The organism is Burkholderia sp. AU33423, assembly GCF_002223135.1.
Lineage (GTDB): Bacteria > Pseudomonadota > Gammaproteobacteria > Burkholderiales > Burkholderiaceae > Burkholderia > Burkholderia lata_D.
Map to the genome: position 1 here is coordinate 969367 of NZ_NKFH01000005.1, position 16009 is coordinate 985375.

The following is a 16009-nucleotide window of genomic DNA, read 5'->3' on the forward strand; positions in this document are numbered from 1 at the left end:
TCACACGGGCCAGAGCGGCCCTTCCTGCATCGCGCCGATCTGCTCGCGCAACTCGAGCACGCGCGCTTCCCAGTAACGATGCGTGTTGAACCACGGGAACGCGGCCGGAAATGCGGGATCGTCCCAGCGCCGCGCGAGCCATGCGGCGTAGTGGATCAGCCGCAGCGTGCGCAGCGCTTCGACGAGATGCAGCTCGCGCGGCTCGAATTCGCAGAAATCCTCGTAGCCGGCCAGCAGGTCCGCCAGCGCACGCGACGCGCCTTCGCGATCACCCGGCAGCAGCAGCCACAGATCCTGGATCGCGGGCGCCATCCGGCTGTCGTCGAAGTCGACGAAGTGCGGGCCGGCATCGGTCCAAAGCACGTTGCTCGGATGACAGTCGCCGTGCGTGCGCAGCAGACGGATCTCGCCCGCCCGCTCGAACGCGGCCTCGACACCTTCGAGCGCGAGCGTCACGGCCGTCTCGTATGCGGGCCGCACATCGTCCGGAATGAAATCGTGCGCGAGCAGGTAGTCGCGCGGCTCATAGCCGAACGTATTGATGTCGAGCACGGGGCGCGCGACATACGGCTGCGTCGCGCCGACCGCATGGATCCGGCCGATGAAGCGGCCGAGCCATTCGAGCGTGTCGCTGCGATCGAGATCGGGCGCACGGCCGCCGCGCCGCTCGAAGATCGAGAAGCGGAAGCCGTCGAACGCGTGCAGCGTGCGGCCGTCGAAGGTGCGCGCGGGCACCGCCGGAATCTCGCGCGCGGCGAGTTCGGCGACGAACGCGTGCTCTTCGAGGATCGCTTCGTCCGACCAGCGCGCCGGACGGTAGAACTTCGCGACGACCGGCGGGCCGTCTTCGATGCCGACCTGATAGACGCGGTTTTCGTAGCTGTTGAGCGCAAGCAGGCGCCCGTCGGTGCGCAGGCCGGCCGGTATCAGCACGCTGTCGAGCGCATCGAGCACGCACTCGGGCGTGAGTCCGGCGAACGGCGGGCCGGCGGGCGAAGCGGGAGCGGAAGTGACGTCTTTCATGCCCCGCATTGTGCCTCCAGTCGGGCTGAAAGACGAGCGCCCGGTGCGGAGGTTGCGCTTAGTGAAGCGCCGCGCCGGCCGGCAGCACGGATTCGCCGGTGTCGATCAGGTCCTCGAGAAAGAACGGCTCGGTGTTGAGTTCCTTGGACTCGCCCGGTACGCCCGCGTACCAGGTCACCATGGCCATGTCGCCCAGGACGCGCTGGACGATGCCGCGCGCGCCCTTCGGCACCGCGATATGGGTAGTGCAGACAATCGACCCGACATGCATGATGGTTCCCCACTCTTGAATCTTGAAACCCGGCCCGCTGGGGGCCGGCAAATGCACGATCCGCGCGCTCTCGTCGGAGCGTTGCGCGTAATCCCATTGTTCACGGTTTATCGAAGCACGAAAAGAAGAAGAAGCAGGCGAAGTGCCGCGAATTCGTCGAATGTCTCCAATCAACCACTGCGCCGGAGCAGACGCTTGCCCGCCCGGTTACCCCCATCATACCCTGTCGAATGTGACCGCCCGCCGAATCCCCGGCATCACCGCGGCGCGCATGTGACGGACGCTCCGCGTGCGTCATGGGTCCGGTGCCGGGTCGTCACGCAAATTCGCGCGACGGCGGTTGCCGAATCACGCGACGCCGTCATCACCTTCCCCCCGCCTCGAACGCAGCCAGCGCAGCGACCGTTGCGCACGCAACGCCCTTCGCCCTTCGTCATGCGATGCACCACCGACAGGTGTTGCATCCGACGCCGGCCTTGCGGTACCTTTGACGCTCATTCGCGTTCAAGCGCATTCCGACACGATGCATCCGTTCACGTCCGCCCTTGCAAAATCCCGGCCGCAGTTCGACTCGCGGCCGCAGGCGTGCGCGCATCCGTCGGTCCTTCCTCCTCCTGTCGCACCGCCGCTCGTCTGCGCCGCGCCGCCCCCTCCGGCGGCACGCGTCGGCTGACCAGCCGGCTTTTCGTTTCGTCTTCCATTCGCCCGTAGGCTCGCATTCGTGCGTCGTGACGCACGGCGTGTTGCTGCGCGCGCGGATGGAACATCCCGATCCGTTCGACAGGTGGATTCACATGGTTTCGTTCAAACGCGCGCTCGCCGCGCATGGCGCGACGTCGCTCTTCGTGCTGCTGTGGAGCAGCGGCGCAATCTTCGCTGAACTCGGTCTGCGTCACGCGTCCGCGTTCGTCTTTCTCACCGCACGTTTCGCACTGGCATCGCTCGTGCTGCTCGGGCTGGCCTTCCTGCGCAAGCGCTGGCTGCCGCCGCGCGGCGAGCGGCGCATGGCCGCGCTGACCGGCCTGCTGATGATGGGCGGCTATTCGATCTTCTACCTGCTCGCGCTCGAACGCGGGATCGCACCGGGCGTGCTCGCGACGATCCTTGGCGTGCAGCCGATCCTCACGCTCGCGATCGTCGAGCGGCGCTGGCAGCCCGCACGCATCGCGGGGCTCGCGCTGTCGCTGGCCGGCCTCGCGCTCGTCGTGTTCCGCGGCGCGGGAGACGGCGGCCTGTCGCTCGCCGGCATCGCGTACGCGCTCACCGCGCTCGTCGCGCTGACCGCCGGCTCGCTGCTGCAAAAGCGCGTACGTGCGGCGCCCGCCGACGTGCTGCCGCTGCAGAATGCGATCGGCCTCGCGCTGTGCGTGGCGATCGTGCCGTTCCGGCCGGTGTCGTTCGACATGAGCTGGGCCTTCGTGATCCCGCTGCTGTGGCTCGGCATCGTGATTTCGGTGATCGCGCAACTGCTGTTCTACCGGTTGATGCAGCGCGGCGATCTCGTCAACGTGACGAGCCTGTTCTATCTCGTGCCCGTCGTCACCACGCTGATGGATGCCGCATGGCTCGGCAACCGGCCCGAGCCGCTCGCGCTCGCCGGCATGGGGGCAATCATCGCGGGGCTCGCACTCGTGTTCCGCGCACCGGCCGCCCGCGTGCAACCCGACCGCGCATGAGCGGGCGTGCCGCCGCGCCCGCGGTGCGGCGGCACGCATCGGACACATACGACGAAACCGCAAAAATCGAAAGGCGCGAGAAAGATACGCGCAAGGCGTTCGTCGAACTTGCGGGAAAAATGCGCGATTCGCCGGGCTTTCCGCTGATTTTTAATGGTTCGGATAGCGAAAAGCGCTGACGGTTGCCTATACTCGAATTGACCGCCCCGCTCGCAATCGGGCCGGACCATACTAGAAACACCCGGCATGGGGCCGGAGCAAGCGCGCATGCGCCCACTCCGGTCGACCCTGGAGACACGCATGACGACCTACTTCACGATCGGCGACTTCATCCTGTTGATTCCGATGGCGCTAGCCGGAGCGCTATTTCTCGGCGCGGTGCCGTGCGCAACCGAATTCCGCCACAACCTGCTGCGCGTGCTGGGCGTCATCCTCGGCGTCGGCGTCGCGGTATTGCTCGTCGAAGGCCTGCCTGCGCTGATCTAGCGGCGCACCACCCGTGCGTGGCGTGCATCGCTGCATTGCAGCGATGCGATGTGCTGCGCGCAAGCCATCGATACGGCACGCGATGTTTCGCATGCCGTATCGACTGCCGGTCAGATCGCCTGATCGGTGGACGGCTTTTCCCACAGATTGATGCCGCCTTCCGTCGCGTAACGATCGATCTCCGCGAGTTCTTCCGCCGAGAATTCGAGATTCTTCAGCGCGCCCACGTTTTCACGCACCTGCTCCGCCCGGCTCGCGCCGATCAACGCGGACGTCACGCGGCCGTTGCGCAACACCCAGGCGAGCGCCATCTGCGCGAGGCTCTGCCCGCGCCGTTCGGCGATCGCGTTGAGCTTGCGCACATGGTCGAGGTTGTCCGCACTCAGGTGATCCTGCTTCAGCGAACCGCCGCCCGGCTTGTTCACGCGCGCGTCGGCCGGCACGCCGTTCAGGTACTTCGACGTGAGCAGCCCCTGCGCGAGCGGCGTGAACGCAATGCTGCCCGTGCCGATCTCGTCGAGCGTGCCGAGCAGTTCGGTTTCGACCCAGCGGTTCAGCAGGTTGTACGACGGCTGGTGGATCAGCAGCGGCACCTTGTACTGCGCGAGCAGCTCGGCCATCTCGCGCGTCTTCGCCGCCGAGTACGACGAAATGCCGATGTAGAGCGCCTTGCCCTGCTGCACGGCCGACGCAAGCGCGCCCGCCGTTTCCTCGAGCGGCGTGTGCGCGTCGAAGCGGTGCGAATAGAAGATGTCGACGTAGTCGAGCCCCATCCGCTGCAGGCTCTGGTCGAGGCTCGCGAGCACGTACTTGCGCGACCCGCCGCCGCTGCCGTACGGCCCCGGCCACATGTCCCAGCCGGCCTTCGTCGAGATCAGCAGCTCGTCGCGATACGGCCGGAAATCTTCCTTCAGCAGCCGGCCGAAGTTGGTTTCCGCGCTGCCGTACGGCGGCCCGTAGTTGTTCGCGAGATCGAAGTGGTTGATACCGAGGTCGAATGCGGTGCGCAGGATGTCGCGCTGCGTCGAGATCGGCGTCGAGTCGCCGAAGTTGTGCCACAGGCCGAGCGACAGCGCGGGCAGTTTGAGCCCGGATTTGCCGCAGGTGCGGTATTGCATGTCGGCATAACGTTCGGAAGCTGCTTCGTAGGCCATGAGTCGGTTCCGTCAGGACATCGGGAGAGGGGACGCGCGCCGGCCGCGCTTGCGGCGGGGCGGCGGCGAAGGAGTCATACGACGACTATGGTAGCGAAAGCGGCCGGAACGTGCTCGGCGGCGCGACGATGGACGCGGCCGCGGTCGTCGCCTACACTGCGGCGTCTCGAATCACCGTTTCAGCGAGGTTGGTATGTCCCGGGTCATCTCGGTTGCGCTGCTCGTCGGCGGCGTCGTGCTGCTGTATTTCGGCGGCCAGTCGTTCCATTCGATCAACGACAACGTGTCGCGCTTCTTCACCGGTTCGCCCGCGACGAAGACGATCCTGCTGATCGTGGGCGGCGCCGTCGCATCGTTCATCGGCCTGATCGGCCTCGCGATGCCGGGCGGCAAGCGCTGAGCGCGCAGTCGCGCGATGCACGCACGGCCCGCGTCATACGCTCGGGCCGCACCCAACGAAACGGGCGGCCAGGCCGCCCGTTGTTCCATGCACCCGCGATGCTCGGCATCGCGTCATCGCCGCGGCCTTGAAGGCCGCCCCCTCCGCGCCTAGAACGGCACTTCCGATTTCGATGCCGAGCGCGTGCCGGGCACCGGCCGGTTGCTCGCGCCGTGATACGTGTACACGAGCGAAAACTTCACCTGGTCGGAACGGTTCTGCCCGGCCGAATGCAGCGTGTTGCTGTGGAAGAACACGACGTCGCCCGTCTGCAGTGACGGGCACGTGGCCGCGTCGATCATCTTCCGGTTCGCCGGCAGGTCGCTGCGGAAGAACTTCGCATCGTCGAATGCTTCAGGTCCGAATTCGGCCGTATGCGACCCCGGTACGAGCCACAGTGCGCCGTTCTCGTTCGTTTCCGGGCCGAGCGCGAGCCACACCGACACCATGTCCGGACGCTCGAACGACCAGTAGCGGAAATCGCGATGCCAGCCGGTCAGGCTGCCGTACGCGGGGTGCTTCGTCATCATGCAGTTGTGATGCGCGCGCGACAGCACCGGTTCTTCGCCGAAATACTCGCGCATCCACGCACCGATTTCCGGTGCGACCGCGCGCTCGGCGAAGGCCGGATCACGCGAATACGCATCGAGCAGCCGCCGCACCGTGTGCCCGCCCGGCGCATGCTTGGACTCGGGCGCGCCCGGGTAGCGCAGGTCCGCCTCGAACTCGATCGGCTCGGCCGCCTCCCGCAACTGGCGCTCCGCGATCTGCCTGAGCGCCGCGCACTGCTCGTCGCTGACGAGGCCACGCGCGACGACGAAGCCGCGCTCGCGCAATTCCGCGACTTGCGCGCGGATCGATTCCGACTGCAATGGAGACGACATGGGATGCCAGACGTTTATTGTGTGAATGTGACGATTGTAAATCGGCGCCGGATGCCGCGAACAGCACCATTGTCGTGCGCAGGGGCATGCCAATCTCGAATTTGATCCGGCTCAAGGGAACTGTGCGGCGCGGTGCCGGCCTCACCGACAGGCGGTATGCGGCACACGCCTTGTGGCACAAGGGTTTATCGCGACTTTTGCCCGTCATGAATCCCCTGTAGCCTGTCGCGGCCTGTCAATTCTGGCGGGCGCGGCGCGCAGCGAGTTTCGATAAGATCCGTTGCGCAATCCGAGGCCGTTCATACCAGTGCGCTCCCAAGGGCGCCATCCATACAAGCGAAGCATCGTTCACATGCCATTCCGTCTGACTTCCCGTCTCAGCCGCGCTGCAAAGCGCGTCGTGCCGCCCGCTCCTGCCCGCTCGCTGCGCCATCACCGCGCACGCACGCAGGCGCTGGCCGAGCGTACGCCCGCACATAGCCGGCTGGACGGCATCCGTGCGTGGTTCCACGCATTTTTCTCGATGATGAGCGCGCAGGCGTTCTCGCGCCGTTCCGGCCTGCGCTCGCTGCTGCAGAAGCCGTCGTCGCTGCGCGCGCTCGCGCTGCGCCGTACGCTCGGCCCGCAGCGCCGCGTCAACCGCCCGCGCCGCCTCGCGGCCAGCAACGGCTGGTTCGGGTTCGGCGCACGCTGAGCGCACGCAGGCGGGCACCGCCGCGCGACGATCGCCGTCGCGCCGCTGCCCGCGCCGTTGCCCGATTGCCGCGGCGATCGGAATCATTGGGTAGGGAGAGGGGTTACCCCCTCAGCCCTCCCACACCACCGTACGTGCGGTTCCGCATACGGCGGTTCATCAAGAACGCTGGAGGCGCTGCTGGGTGTCCAGCAGCGAGACCAGCCCCAGGTCGTCGAAGTAGCGTTTCGGGAAGGCCGCGTTCATGTGGCTCGCTCCTGCGTTCCACCAAGGCCCTCGCCCATTGCGGGACGATCGCCATGCCCGTGCTTCCGTGAGTCCCCTTCGACGCAGCATGGTCGCGCGGGCTCCCCGGCGTTTCGCCTGCCTCCATAGAAGGCTGCGCATTCGCCGTCTGACCCACCCGTCCAGTTCCTCCAACGCGCCTTTGACCTCCGTGTGCCGGAAGTAGCTTATCCAGCCGCGAAGCACCGGGTTCAGCGCCTCGATCGTCTGCGATACGCTACGTCCTCGACCCGGACGCATCAGTTCCCTGACCCGCGCCGTCAGCCTCTTCAGGCTCTCCGGTGCGATTCGCAACCTCGCCTGACGATGCATCGTCACGCTGTAGCCCAGGAACTTGCGCGTCCACGGCCGTGCACACGTGCTCTTCGCCTCGTTGATTCGCAGCCTCAAGCGCCTCTCCAGAAACGCCTTCATCTGCATCAACAGCCGCTCGCCCGCCGCCTTGCTTCGAACATAGATGTTGCAGTCGTCCGCATAACGGCAGAACGCGTGGCCGCGTCGCTCAAGCTCGCGGTCCCAGTCCGTCAGCAGAATGTTCGACAGCAGCGGCGAGAGCGGCCCGCCTTGCGGCGTCCCCTCCCGTCGCACCGTCACCATCCCGCCTAGCAGCAGGCCCGCCTCCAGATATCGCCGGATCAGCTTGAGCACCCGATCATCCTTCACCTGCCGGGCCACCCGTGACATCAGGATGTCGTGGTTCACCCGGTCGAAGAACTTCTCCAGATCGATGTCCACCACCCAGCGGCGGCCTTCCTGCACATACCGCCGTGCCTTCAGCACCGCCTGCTGCGCGCTGCGCTGCGGCCTGAAGCCGTAGCTCGACTCAGAAAACCCCGGCTCGAAGATCGGTTGGAGTACTTGGTGCAGCGCTTGCTGGATCAGCCGGTCCAGCACCGTCGGGATGCCCAGTGTCCTTACCCCGCCCGCAGGCTTCGGTATGTCCACCGCGCGTACCGCCGCCGGCATGTATTGCCCCTCCAGCAGCGCCGCCTTCACGCTCGGCCAATGCATCTTCAGCCAGTCCTTGAACTGCTCCACCGGCAAGTCATCGACTCCCGGCGCGCCACGGTTCTCGACCACCCGTCGATACGCCAGCCACAGGTTGCTGCGTTCTACCACCGCCTCCATCAGCGATGGTCCCTCCGCTTTCGCTTGCCCAGTAGCCGCCGTGCCAGCCTCCGCACCACGCGCGCCATCCCCGGAGTTCCGCCCCGGCTCCTGCGTCATGGCCCCGTTCTCACAGGCTTGTGCTTCATCGACTCGCATCGAGTTTCTACCGTCCTAATTGCGGTCCTTCATGTTCGGGCCTTCAGCCTCGTGGCCTACTATGCCCTCTGCTGACTTCTGCATGGCCATCCCGACGCCTCTCGACGCCAGTAGCACTTCGGCAGCCGTGCAGATCTCCCCGGGTATTGCGCACCCACCTTCACGCTTATGCCTGTCGGATATACGCCGCATCGCCCCGTGCAAGTTTCGGGCTTCGGCCGTTTTGGCTGCCTTACCCCGATGCGTCGCCTCTTATCCGCTTCCTGTTCGTCAGGCCAGCGCTTTGCCTCGGGCTTCCTTCAGACTCGCAGTCACCCACGACGCCCTTGCCTCTAGCTAACACTTCCCCTTGCCGGGCGTGTAGAGGACTTTCACCTCCTAGTGAGTGCGCCCTGCCGGGCGCACCATAAAAAAACCCCGGCTTTGCCGGGGTTTTTCATTTGAGGTGAACGACGCTTACGCGACGCGTGCCGTCGGCTCGACGCCGGCCGCTTCGGCCAGGGCGAGCGCCTTGTCGGTCGCTTCCCACGAGAATTCCGGCTCTTCGCGGCCGAAGTGGCCGTAAGCAGCGGTCTTCTCGTAGATCGGGCGCAGCAGGTCGAGCATCTTGATGATGCCCTTCGGACGCAGGTCGAAATGCTCGCGCACGAGCTTCGTGATCACCGCATCCGACACGCGGCCCGTGCCGAACGTGTTGACCATCACCGAGGTCGGCTCGGCCACGCCGATCGCGTACGACACCTGGATCAACGCGCGCGACGCGAGGCCGGCGGCGACGATGTTCTTCGCGACGTAGCGGCCTGCGTACGCAGCCGAACGGTCGACCTTCGACGGATCCTTGCCCGAGAACGCGCCGCCGCCGTGCGGTGCGGCACCGCCGTAGGTATCGACGATGATCTTGCGGCCGGTCAGGCCGCAGTCGCCCTGCGGGCCACCGATCACGAATCGGCCGGTCGGGTTCACCAGGAACTTGATGTCGCCCTTGATCAGGTCGGCCGGCAGCGTCGGCTTGATGATTTCCTCGATCACGGCTTCGCGCAGCGCCGGCAGCTCGATGTCCGGTGCGTGCTGCGTCGACAGCACGACGGTGTCGATCGAATCGGGCTTGCCGTCGACGTAGCGGACCGTCACCTGCGACTTCGCGTCCGGGCGCAGCCATTGCAGGCGGCCGTCGCGGCGCAGGCTGGCCTGGCGCTCGACGAGGCGGTGCGACAGGTAGATCGGCAGCGGCATCAGTTCCGGCGTTTCATCGCACGCGTAACCGAACATCAGCCCCTGGTCGCCCGCGCCCTGGTCGAGGTTGTCGTCGTGTGCACGATCGACGCCCTGGGCGATGTCCGGCGACTGCTTGTCGTACGCGACGAGCACCGCGCAACCCTTGTAGTCGATGCCGTAGTCGGTGTTGTCGTAGCCGATGCGCTTGATCGTGTCGCGCGCGATCTGGATGTAGTCGATGTTGGCCGTCGTGGTGATTTCACCGGCCAGAACGACGAGACCCGTGTTGCACAGCGTTTCCGCCGCAACGCGGGAATACTTGTCCTGCTCGAGGATGGCATCGAGGATCGCGTCCGAGATTTGGTCCGCGACTTTGTCCGGATGGCCTTCAGAGACGGATTCGGACGTGAAGAGATAATCGTTTGCCACTTTTTCAGGCTCCTGTGTGGTTACGGTTGGTTTCACGTAGCCAGCTTCGTTGGGCCTGAAGCGGCGACGCTTTAGCGGATTACCAGGACCGGGCAGCGCGTGTCACGCTAACCGGCTTCGCCCCGCAAGTTGTCAGTTAACTCGGCGAAGCCCGTATTATAGCGGCTTTCCTGAATTGTCACAGAGCGCCGCCCGTGCTGCATCTTCCGCTGTCTCACCCACCTGTTTGCAAAGCGCCGGCCAGCCGGTCCCACGGAGGTTTCGCATGCTAGGTCGTCTAGCCACGCACCTCGCCATTGGCTTGCTGAAACTGCTCGCCCTGTTGCCGTACGGCCTGACCGCACGGTTCGGCGATGGTCTCGGCTGGCTGCTCTACAAGATCCCCAGCCGGCGAAAACGCATCGTACACACCAATCTGAAACTCTGCTTCCCTGACTGGAGCGACGAACGCCGCGAGGAAATTGCCGGGCAGCATTTCCGCCATGCGATCCGCAGCTACGTCGAACGCAGCGTGCAGTGGTTCGGTTCGGAGAAAAAGCTCGCGAAGCTGATCCAGGTCGACAGCGCGGTCGACCTCGACGATCCGGACCTGCCGCCGACACTGTTCCTCGGTCTGCATTTCGTCGGCATCGAGGCCGGCTCGATCTGGCTGAATCGTTCGCTGCACCGCCGCTGCGGGTCGCTCTACCAGCCGTTCTCGAACGCAGTGCTCGAGGAAGAGGCGAAGAAGGCGCGCGGGCGTTTCGACGCCGAGATGGTCGGCCGCGCGGACAGCGCGCGCGTCGTGCTGCGCTGGCTGCGCGACCGCAAGCCGGTGATGCTCGGCGCCGACATGGACTACGGGCTGCGCAATTCGACGTTCGTCCCGTTCTTCGGCGTGCCCGCCTGCACGCTGACGGCGGTCGGCCGGCTCGCGAAGACGGGCCGCGCGCAGGTCGTGCCGTTCATCGGCGAGGTGCTGCCGAACTACAAGGGCTACCGTCTGAAGGTATTCAAGCCGTGGGATCACTACCCGACCGGCGACGACGATCTCGACGCGCGGCGGATGAACGAATTCCTCGAGGAACAGATCCCGCTGCTGCCCGAGCAATACTATTGGGTCCACAAGCGCTTCAAGACGCGCCCGGCCGGCGAGCCCAGCCTGTACTGAGCCGTACCCGCGGGCGCACGGTCACGCACGTGCCTGCGCCCTCGCTACCTTGGGCACGCCTTTCGCGCGCGCCTGCCACAAGTCGTAAGCGGATTGCTGTGCCAGCCACAGATCCGCGCGACCGCCGTTTTCCTCTCCGAGCCACGCCTCGATGCGCAACGCCATTTCCGGCGAAATCCCGGCGTGGCCATGCAAGATGCGCGACAGCGCCGCACGTGTGACGCCGAGTTGCGCGGCGGCCTCGGTGACGGTCAGGCCGAATGCCGGCAGCACGTCGTCACGCAGCGCTTCGCCCGGATGCGGCGGATTGAAGATGCGAGTCATCGCTTGAATCACCTCAGTGGTAGTCCTGGTAATCGACCAGGACGGCATCGGCGCCGTCGAAACTGAACGTCAGACGCCAGTTGCTGCTCACGCTCACCGCGAAATGGCCGTCCAGTCCACGGGCAAGGCCGTGAAACCGCCAGCCCGGCACGTTCATGTCGAGCGGCCGGCTCGCGACGTCGAGACGTGCAAGCTGGCGCCGTAATCTTGGAGCATGGTCGGGCCGGATGCCCGCCTTGTTCCCGTTCGTGAAAAACGCTTCCAGCCCCTTGTGCTGCCACGACTTGATCATGGATCTCCCACATTCGAGTCGCGATGCCGACAGCATGGCCCATGCGTATAGCCGCACTATACGAATCGCTTGATTGCCTTGTCAATTTGACCTGTCCGAAAGTACGCGTCCGCACCATCCCGTGTTTTCGCCGAACCCTGCTCGCACCACGACAGGCCCGTCACACCACATCAATCTGCCCGCCTGCCGCACACGCGACCAGTCGACCGATCGGCAGACGCGCCCCATTTCGCGGCCGCCCACCCCCGCCCGCGCAGGACGCCCCTGTCGGCTGCATGTATCATTTGCGGTTGAGATCAGCACGACGAACGAGGCCGCCCGGCATGGCGCGGCGTCGCGCACGCCGCGCTGACCGCCTTGTTCGCCATGGAAATCCGGACCCAGTGAAACTCTCGTTCACCAAGATGCACGGCGCGGGCAACGACTTCGTCGTGCTCGACGGCTATTCGCGCGCGTTGCCGCCGCTCACCGAAACGCAGGTGCGTGCGCTCGCCAACCGCCACTTCGGCATCGGCGCCGACCAGCTGCTGCTCGTCGAAAAACCGACTGTCGACGGCGTCGATTTCAAGTACCGGATCTTCAATTGCGACGGCGGCGAGGTCGAACACTGCGGCAACGGCGCGCGCTGCTTCGTGAAGTTCGTCAGCGACCGCGGCCTGACCGACAAGCGCAGCGTGCGCGTGCAGGTCATGAAGGGCCTGATCACGCTGACGATGCAGGACAACGGGGAAGTCGTCGTCGACATGGGTGCGCCCGTGTTCACGCCGGCGCAGGTGCCGTTCGACGCAGCGGGCCTCGACGGCCGCACCGAGGGTCGCGACACGCTGTGGCCGCTCGACGTCGGCGGTGCGACGCGCTGGATTTCGACGGTGACGATGGGCAACCCGCACGCGGTGCAGGTCGTCGACGATGTCGAGGCCTACCCGGTGCGGGAAGAGGGCCCGCTGATCGAGCACCACGCGCGCTTCCCGGAGCGCGTGAACGCCGGCTTCATGCAGATCGTGTCGCGCAGCGAAGTGAAGCTGCGCGTGTACGAACGCGCGGCGGGCGAGACGCTCGCGTGCGGCACCGGCGCATGCGCGGCGGTCGCGGCCGGCATCCGGCGCGGTCTGCTCGATTCGCCGGTGACCGTGCACACGCACGGCGGCACGCTGACGATCAGCTGGGACGGCGCGCGCGACGAAGCCGCCGCGCTGATGATGGCCGGCCCCGCCACGACCGTGTTCGAAGGCGAGATCGATCTGCCTGCCTGACCCTGCAACGTCCTTGATAACTGAACGCTCCAGCCACATGAACGATCGCGAAGTCGCCGACTACCTGCTCGCCAATCCCGAATTCTTCGCGCAGCACGCCGAACTGCTTGCGACGATCCGTCTCGCGAACCCGCACGGCAAGGCCGCGATCTCGCTGCAGGAGCGGCAGATGGAGATGCTGCGCGACAAGAACAAGCATCTCGAGCGCCGGCTTGCCGAACTCGTGCGCTACGGCCACGAGAACGACAGCCTGTCCGCGAAGTTCAGCCGCTGGACCGCGCGCGTGATCGCGGAACGCGATCCGTACGCGCTGCCGCGCACGATCGCCGACGGCATCGCTGAAGTCTTCGACGTGCCGCAGACGGCGCTGCGCGTATGGGACGTCGCCGACACCTACTCGCAGGCCGACTTCGCACGCCAGGTCGGCGAGGAAGTGCGCCTGTTCACGAACGGGCTGTCGACGCCGTACTGCGGTGCGAACACGGGCTTCGAGGCCGCGCAGTGGCTCGCGCCCGCAGTTGCCGCCCCGGCCGCGAATGCGGCGGAAGGCGCGGACGCCGCACCGCCGGCCGGCGACGGCTCGGCCACATCGGTCGCGCTGCTCGCGCTGCGTGCACCGCTCGCCGGTAACGATGCGCCCGCGTTCGGCCTGCTCGTGCTCGGCTCGCCCGACCCGCGCCGCTTCCACGACGGGATGGCCACCGACTTCCTCGCGCAGATCGCGACGCTCGCGAGCGCCGCGCTCACGCGCCTGCTGCCGCACTGATCCTCCGCACGCGATGACAGACGATCCGATCGCCGCCTACCTGTCGAACCTGAAGCACGTCAGGCAGCTGTCGGAACACACGCTGCGCGGATACACGCACGAACTCGACGAGCTGAAGAAGCTCGCGAACGGCCGGCCGCTCGAAGCGCTGACGGCCGCCGACATGCGCGGCGCGGTCGCGCGCGCACATTCGGGCGGGCTGTCCGCCCGGTCGATCTCGCACCGGCTGTCCGCGTGGCGCGCGTTCTACCGCTGGCTCGCGCAGCGCGTCGAGATGCCCGCGAACCCGGTCGCCGCGGTGCGCGCGCCGAAACGCGCGAAGACCTTGCCGAAGGCGCTGTCGGTCGACGACGCATCGGCGTTGATGGACGCGCCGCTCGCCAACACGACCGAAGGCATTCGCGATCACGCGATCCTCGAGCTGTTCTATTCGTCGGGGCTGCGCCTTGCCGAGCTGATCGGGCTCGACGTGATGTACACGCAGGCCGACGGCTACCGGTCGACCGGCTGGCTCGACCTCGCCGAAGCCGAAGTCACCGTGCGCGGCAAGGGCAACAAGGAGCGCAAGGTGCCGGTCGGCCGCAAGGCGATCGATGCGCTGAACGCATGGCTCGCGGTACGCGGCGAATTCGTGAAGCACGATCCGCATCCGCTGTTCGTGTCCGTGCGCGGCAACCGGATGTCGCCGGGCGTCGTGCGCGAGCGCGTGAAGCGCGCGGCGCTCACCGCGGGCATCCCCGCCAACGTCCATCCGCACGTGCTGCGCCACTCGTTCGCGACGCACGTGCTGCAGTCGAGCGGCGACCTGCGCGCGGTGCAGGAACTGCTCGGCCACGCGAGCGTCGCCGCGACGCAGGTCTATACGTCGCTCGACTTCCAGCATCTCGCGAAGATTTACGACAGCGCGCATCCGCGCGCGAAGAAGCGCGACTGACGCGCGTCCCGTGTTACCCGCCGCGCGCGGCGACCGGCCACGGTCGGCGTCGCGCACGGCCCATTTCGATCTTACCATGCAAACCGTCACCCTCAAGCCGTCCAAGGAAAAATCGCTGCTGCGCCGCCATCCGTGGATCTACGCCAATGCGATCGACCGCGTCGACGGCAAGCCCGCGCCCGGCGCGACCGTGATCGTGCGCGCACACGACGGCCGCTTCCTCGCGCGCGGCGCGTACAGCCCGCAATCGCAGATCCGCGTGCGCGTGTGGAGCTTCGACGAGAACGAGCCGATCGACCACGCGTTCTTCAAGCGCCGCGTGCAGCGCGCGGTCGCGCACCGCACGACGATGGTGTCGGGCACGGGCGCGGTGCGGCTCGTGTTCGGCGAAGCCGACGGGCTACCGGGGCTGATCGTCGACTACTACGTCGCGGACACCGCCGAAGCCGGCGCGGCGCCGCGCGGCCAGCTCGTCTGCCAGTTCATGGCCGCGGGCGTCGAGGCGTGGAAGGACGCGATCGTGAAGGCGCTCGTCGGCGCGACGGACTGCCCGAACGTGTACGAGCGCTCGGACGTATCGATCCGCGATAAGGAAGGGCTCGAACAGACGACCGGCGTGCTCGCCGGCGATGCGCCGCCCGCGACGCTGATCTCGAACGAAAACGGCGTGCGCTATCACGTCGACGTACCGAACGGCCACAAGACGGGCTTCTACGTCGACCAGCGCGACAACCGCGCGCTGGTGGCGCAGTACGCGACCGATCGCGATGTGCTGAACTGCTTCTGCTACACGGGCGGCTTCTCGCTCGCCGCGCTCAAGGGTGGCGCGAAGCGTGTCGTATCGATCGACTCGTCGGGCGATGCGCTCGCGCTCGCGCAGCAGAACGTCGTCGCCAACGGCTTCGATGCCGAACGCGCGACCTGGCTCGACGCCGACGCATTCAAGACGCTGCGCCGCCTCGTCGACGAAGGCGAGCGTTTCGACCTGATCGTGCTCGATCCTCCGAAGTTCGCGCCGACGCGCGACAGCGTCGATCGCGCGGCGCGCGCGTACAAGGACATCAACCTGAGCGGCTTCAAGCTGCTGCGTCCGGGCGGCCTGCTGTTCACGTACTCGTGCTCGGGCGCGATCGACATGGACCTGTTCCAGAAGATCGTCGCGGGCGCGGCCGCCGACGCGAAGGTCGACGCGCGCATCCTGAAACGGCTCGGCGCGGGCGTCGATCACCCGCTGCTCGCGGCCTTCCCGGAAGGCGAATATCTGAAGGGCCTGCTGTTGCAAATCGTCTGACTGCCCCGATCTACGCGCACGCCCTCCCCACTGGTCGCCGGTACCGCGATGCGATGACCCTCCGCGCGGCGGTCGCCGGCATGACAGTCGAGCTCTCCGGTCTGTCGCGTCCGACCGACCGGACGGCTTGACCAGGTGCGCGGCAAGCCTCGGCCATCAGGCCGGGTAAAGGCAGCG

Annotated in this window: 18 protein-coding genes; 10 read left to right on the forward strand and 8 right to left on the reverse strand. The window is 66.6% G+C overall.

Going from position 1 to position 16009, the window contains the following annotated elements; all coding sequences use genetic code 11:
- Together CFB50_RS17060 and CFB50_RS17065 are read right to left on the reverse strand one after the other, a co-directional pair.
- On the reverse strand, positions 1–1023 hold the full coding sequence (locus CFB50_RS17060) for a serine/threonine protein kinase (protein ID WP_321199746.1): 1023 nt from the start codon (positions 1021–1023) through the stop codon (positions 1–3).
- A gap of 58 nt (positions 1024–1081) precedes the next feature.
- Positions 1082–1294, reverse strand: a complete 213-nt coding sequence (locus CFB50_RS17065; protein ID WP_011353523.1) for a hypothetical protein — start codon at positions 1292–1294, stop codon at positions 1082–1084.
- A 794-nt stretch (positions 1295–2088) separates the two neighbouring features.
- Here CFB50_RS17065 and CFB50_RS17075 point away from each other — a divergent pair.
- From CFB50_RS17075 to CFB50_RS17085, 3 genes are all read left to right on the forward strand, one after another.
- On the forward strand, positions 2089–2970 hold the full coding sequence (locus tag CFB50_RS17075) for a DMT family transporter (protein WP_089446716.1): 882 nt from the start codon (positions 2089–2091) through the stop codon (positions 2968–2970).
- Positions 2967–3149 carry a hypothetical protein gene (locus CFB50_RS17080; RefSeq protein ID WP_089446619.1) on the forward strand — a complete coding sequence of 61 codons (183 nt, stop codon included), beginning with the start codon at positions 2967–2969 and terminating at the stop codon, positions 3147–3149. The genes CFB50_RS17075 and CFB50_RS17080 overlap by 4 nt, the downstream gene beginning before the upstream one ends.
- 121 nt (positions 3150–3270) lie before the next feature.
- Positions 3271–3456: a hypothetical protein gene (locus tag CFB50_RS17085; RefSeq protein ID WP_011353526.1), complete on the forward strand. Its 186-nt coding sequence runs from the start codon at positions 3271–3273 to the stop codon at positions 3454–3456.
- Positions 3457–3566: 110 nt separating this feature from the next.
- Here the strand turns inward: CFB50_RS17085 and mgrA are convergent, their stop codons facing one another.
- Positions 3567–4610, reverse strand: coding sequence for an L-glyceraldehyde 3-phosphate reductase (gene mgrA / locus CFB50_RS17090; protein ID WP_069249117.1), 1044 nt, complete (start codon positions 4608–4610; stop codon positions 3567–3569).
- Positions 4611–4803: 193 nt separating this feature from the next.
- Here mgrA and CFB50_RS17095 point away from each other — a divergent pair, with 193 nt between their 5' ends.
- Entirely contained in the window at positions 4804–5010 is a 207-nt protein-coding gene (locus CFB50_RS17095; RefSeq protein WP_011353528.1) for a DUF3185 family protein, read from the forward strand.
- Positions 5011–5159: 149 nt separating this feature from the next.
- Here CFB50_RS17095 and CFB50_RS17100 read toward each other — a convergent pair whose 3' ends face one another.
- On the reverse strand, positions 5160–5933 hold the full coding sequence (locus CFB50_RS17100; RefSeq protein ID WP_069249118.1) for a phytanoyl-CoA dioxygenase family protein: 774 nt from the start codon (positions 5931–5933) through the stop codon (positions 5160–5162).
- 352 nt (positions 5934–6285) lie between these two features.
- Here CFB50_RS17100 and CFB50_RS17105 point away from each other — a divergent pair, with 352 nt between their 5' ends.
- The gene (locus tag CFB50_RS17105; RefSeq protein ID WP_089446620.1) at positions 6286–6627 is read left to right on the forward strand and encodes a hypothetical protein; all 342 of its coding nucleotides are present in this window, start codon (positions 6286–6288) and stop codon (positions 6625–6627) included.
- A gap of 159 nt (positions 6628–6786) precedes the next feature.
- Here the strand turns inward: CFB50_RS17105 and ltrA are convergent, their stop codons facing one another.
- Positions 6787–8178, reverse strand: coding sequence for a group II intron reverse transcriptase/maturase (gene ltrA, locus CFB50_RS17110; protein ID WP_089445234.1), 1392 nt, complete (start codon positions 8176–8178; stop codon positions 6787–6789).
- A 456-nt stretch (positions 8179–8634) separates the two neighbouring features.
- Positions 8635–9822 carry a methionine adenosyltransferase gene (gene metK / locus CFB50_RS17115; protein WP_006482984.1) on the reverse strand — a complete coding sequence of 396 codons (1188 nt, stop codon included), beginning with the start codon at positions 9820–9822 and terminating at the stop codon, positions 8635–8637.
- A 265-nt stretch (positions 9823–10087) separates the two neighbouring features.
- Between metK and lpxL the strand changes: the two genes are divergently transcribed.
- A complete protein-coding gene (lpxL, locus tag CFB50_RS17120) occupies positions 10088–10972 on the forward strand; it encodes a lauroyl acyltransferase LpxL (RefSeq protein WP_069249120.1) in 885 nt (294 codons plus the stop codon).
- 21 nt (positions 10973–10993) lie between these two features.
- Here the strand turns inward: lpxL and CFB50_RS17125 are convergent, their stop codons facing one another.
- Together CFB50_RS17125 and CFB50_RS17130 are read right to left on the reverse strand one after the other, a co-directional pair.
- Positions 10994–11296 (reverse strand): HigA family addiction module antitoxin, encoded by a 303-nt coding sequence (locus CFB50_RS17125; protein ID WP_069249121.1) that lies wholly within the window; start codon positions 11294–11296, stop codon positions 10994–10996.
- A gap of 13 nt (positions 11297–11309) precedes the next feature.
- Entirely contained in the window at positions 11310–11588 is a 279-nt protein-coding gene (locus CFB50_RS17130; protein WP_069249122.1) for a type II toxin-antitoxin system RelE/ParE family toxin, read from the reverse strand.
- A gap of 383 nt (positions 11589–11971) precedes the next feature.
- Between CFB50_RS17130 and dapF the strand changes: the two genes are divergently transcribed.
- From dapF to CFB50_RS17155, 4 genes are all read left to right on the forward strand, one after another.
- Positions 11972–12841, forward strand: coding sequence for a diaminopimelate epimerase (dapF, locus tag CFB50_RS17140; protein WP_089446621.1), 870 nt, complete (start codon positions 11972–11974; stop codon positions 12839–12841).
- Between the two features lie 37 nt (positions 12842–12878).
- Positions 12879–13607 (forward strand): DUF484 family protein, encoded by a 729-nt coding sequence (locus CFB50_RS17145; protein WP_069249124.1) that lies wholly within the window; start codon positions 12879–12881, stop codon positions 13605–13607.
- Positions 13608–13620: 13 nt separating this feature from the next.
- Positions 13621–14541, forward strand: coding sequence for a tyrosine recombinase XerC (gene xerC, locus CFB50_RS17150; protein WP_089446622.1), 921 nt, complete (start codon positions 13621–13623; stop codon positions 14539–14541).
- Between the two features lie 76 nt (positions 14542–14617).
- Positions 14618–15832, forward strand: coding sequence for a class I SAM-dependent rRNA methyltransferase (locus tag CFB50_RS17155; RefSeq protein WP_089446623.1), 1215 nt, complete (start codon positions 14618–14620; stop codon positions 15830–15832).
- The last annotated feature ends 177 nt before the right edge of the window (positions 15833–16009 follow it).

What these genes read in the sequence shown, in the direction of transcription:
- CFB50_RS17130 (WP_069249122.1), bottom strand. Translation starts at nt 11,588, where the DNA reads ATGATCAAGTCGTGGCAGCACAAGGGGCTGGAAGCGTTTTTCACGAAC.
- xerC (WP_089446622.1), top strand. Translation starts at nt 13,621, where the DNA reads ATGACAGACGATCCGATCGCCGCCTACCTGTCGAACCTGAAGCACGTC.
- CFB50_RS17060 (WP_321199746.1), bottom strand. Translation starts at nt 1,023, where the DNA reads ATGAAAGACGTCACTTCCGCTCCCGCTTCGCCCGCCGGCCCGCCGTTC.
- CFB50_RS17155 (WP_089446623.1), top strand. Translation starts at nt 14,618, where the DNA reads ATGCAAACCGTCACCCTCAAGCCGTCCAAGGAAAAATCGCTGCTGCGC.
- CFB50_RS17100 (WP_069249118.1), bottom strand. Translation starts at nt 5,933, where the DNA reads ATGTCGTCTCCATTGCAGTCGGAATCGATCCGCGCGCAAGTCGCGGAA.
- CFB50_RS17125 (WP_069249121.1), bottom strand. Translation starts at nt 11,296, where the DNA reads ATGACTCGCATCTTCAATCCGCCGCATCCGGGCGAAGCGCTGCGTGAC.
- CFB50_RS17085 (WP_011353526.1), top strand. Translation starts at nt 3,271, where the DNA reads ATGACGACCTACTTCACGATCGGCGACTTCATCCTGTTGATTCCGATG.
- ltrA (WP_089445234.1), bottom strand. Translation starts at nt 8,178, where the DNA reads ATGCGAGTCGATGAAGCACAAGCCTGTGAGAACGGGGCCATGACGCAG.
- CFB50_RS17080 (WP_089446619.1), top strand. Translation starts at nt 2,967, where the DNA reads ATGAGCGGGCGTGCCGCCGCGCCCGCGGTGCGGCGGCACGCATCGGAC.
- CFB50_RS17145 (WP_069249124.1), top strand. Translation starts at nt 12,879, where the DNA reads ATGAACGATCGCGAAGTCGCCGACTACCTGCTCGCCAATCCCGAATTC.
- CFB50_RS17105 (WP_089446620.1), top strand. Translation starts at nt 6,286, where the DNA reads ATGCCATTCCGTCTGACTTCCCGTCTCAGCCGCGCTGCAAAGCGCGTC.
- lpxL (WP_069249120.1), top strand. Translation starts at nt 10,088, where the DNA reads ATGCTAGGTCGTCTAGCCACGCACCTCGCCATTGGCTTGCTGAAACTG.
- CFB50_RS17095 (WP_011353528.1), top strand. Translation starts at nt 4,804, where the DNA reads ATGTCCCGGGTCATCTCGGTTGCGCTGCTCGTCGGCGGCGTCGTGCTG.
- CFB50_RS17065 (WP_011353523.1), bottom strand. Translation starts at nt 1,294, where the DNA reads ATGCATGTCGGGTCGATTGTCTGCACTACCCATATCGCGGTGCCGAAG.
- CFB50_RS17075 (WP_089446716.1), top strand. Translation starts at nt 2,089, where the DNA reads ATGGTTTCGTTCAAACGCGCGCTCGCCGCGCATGGCGCGACGTCGCTC.
- mgrA (WP_069249117.1), bottom strand. Translation starts at nt 4,610, where the DNA reads ATGGCCTACGAAGCAGCTTCCGAACGTTATGCCGACATGCAATACCGC.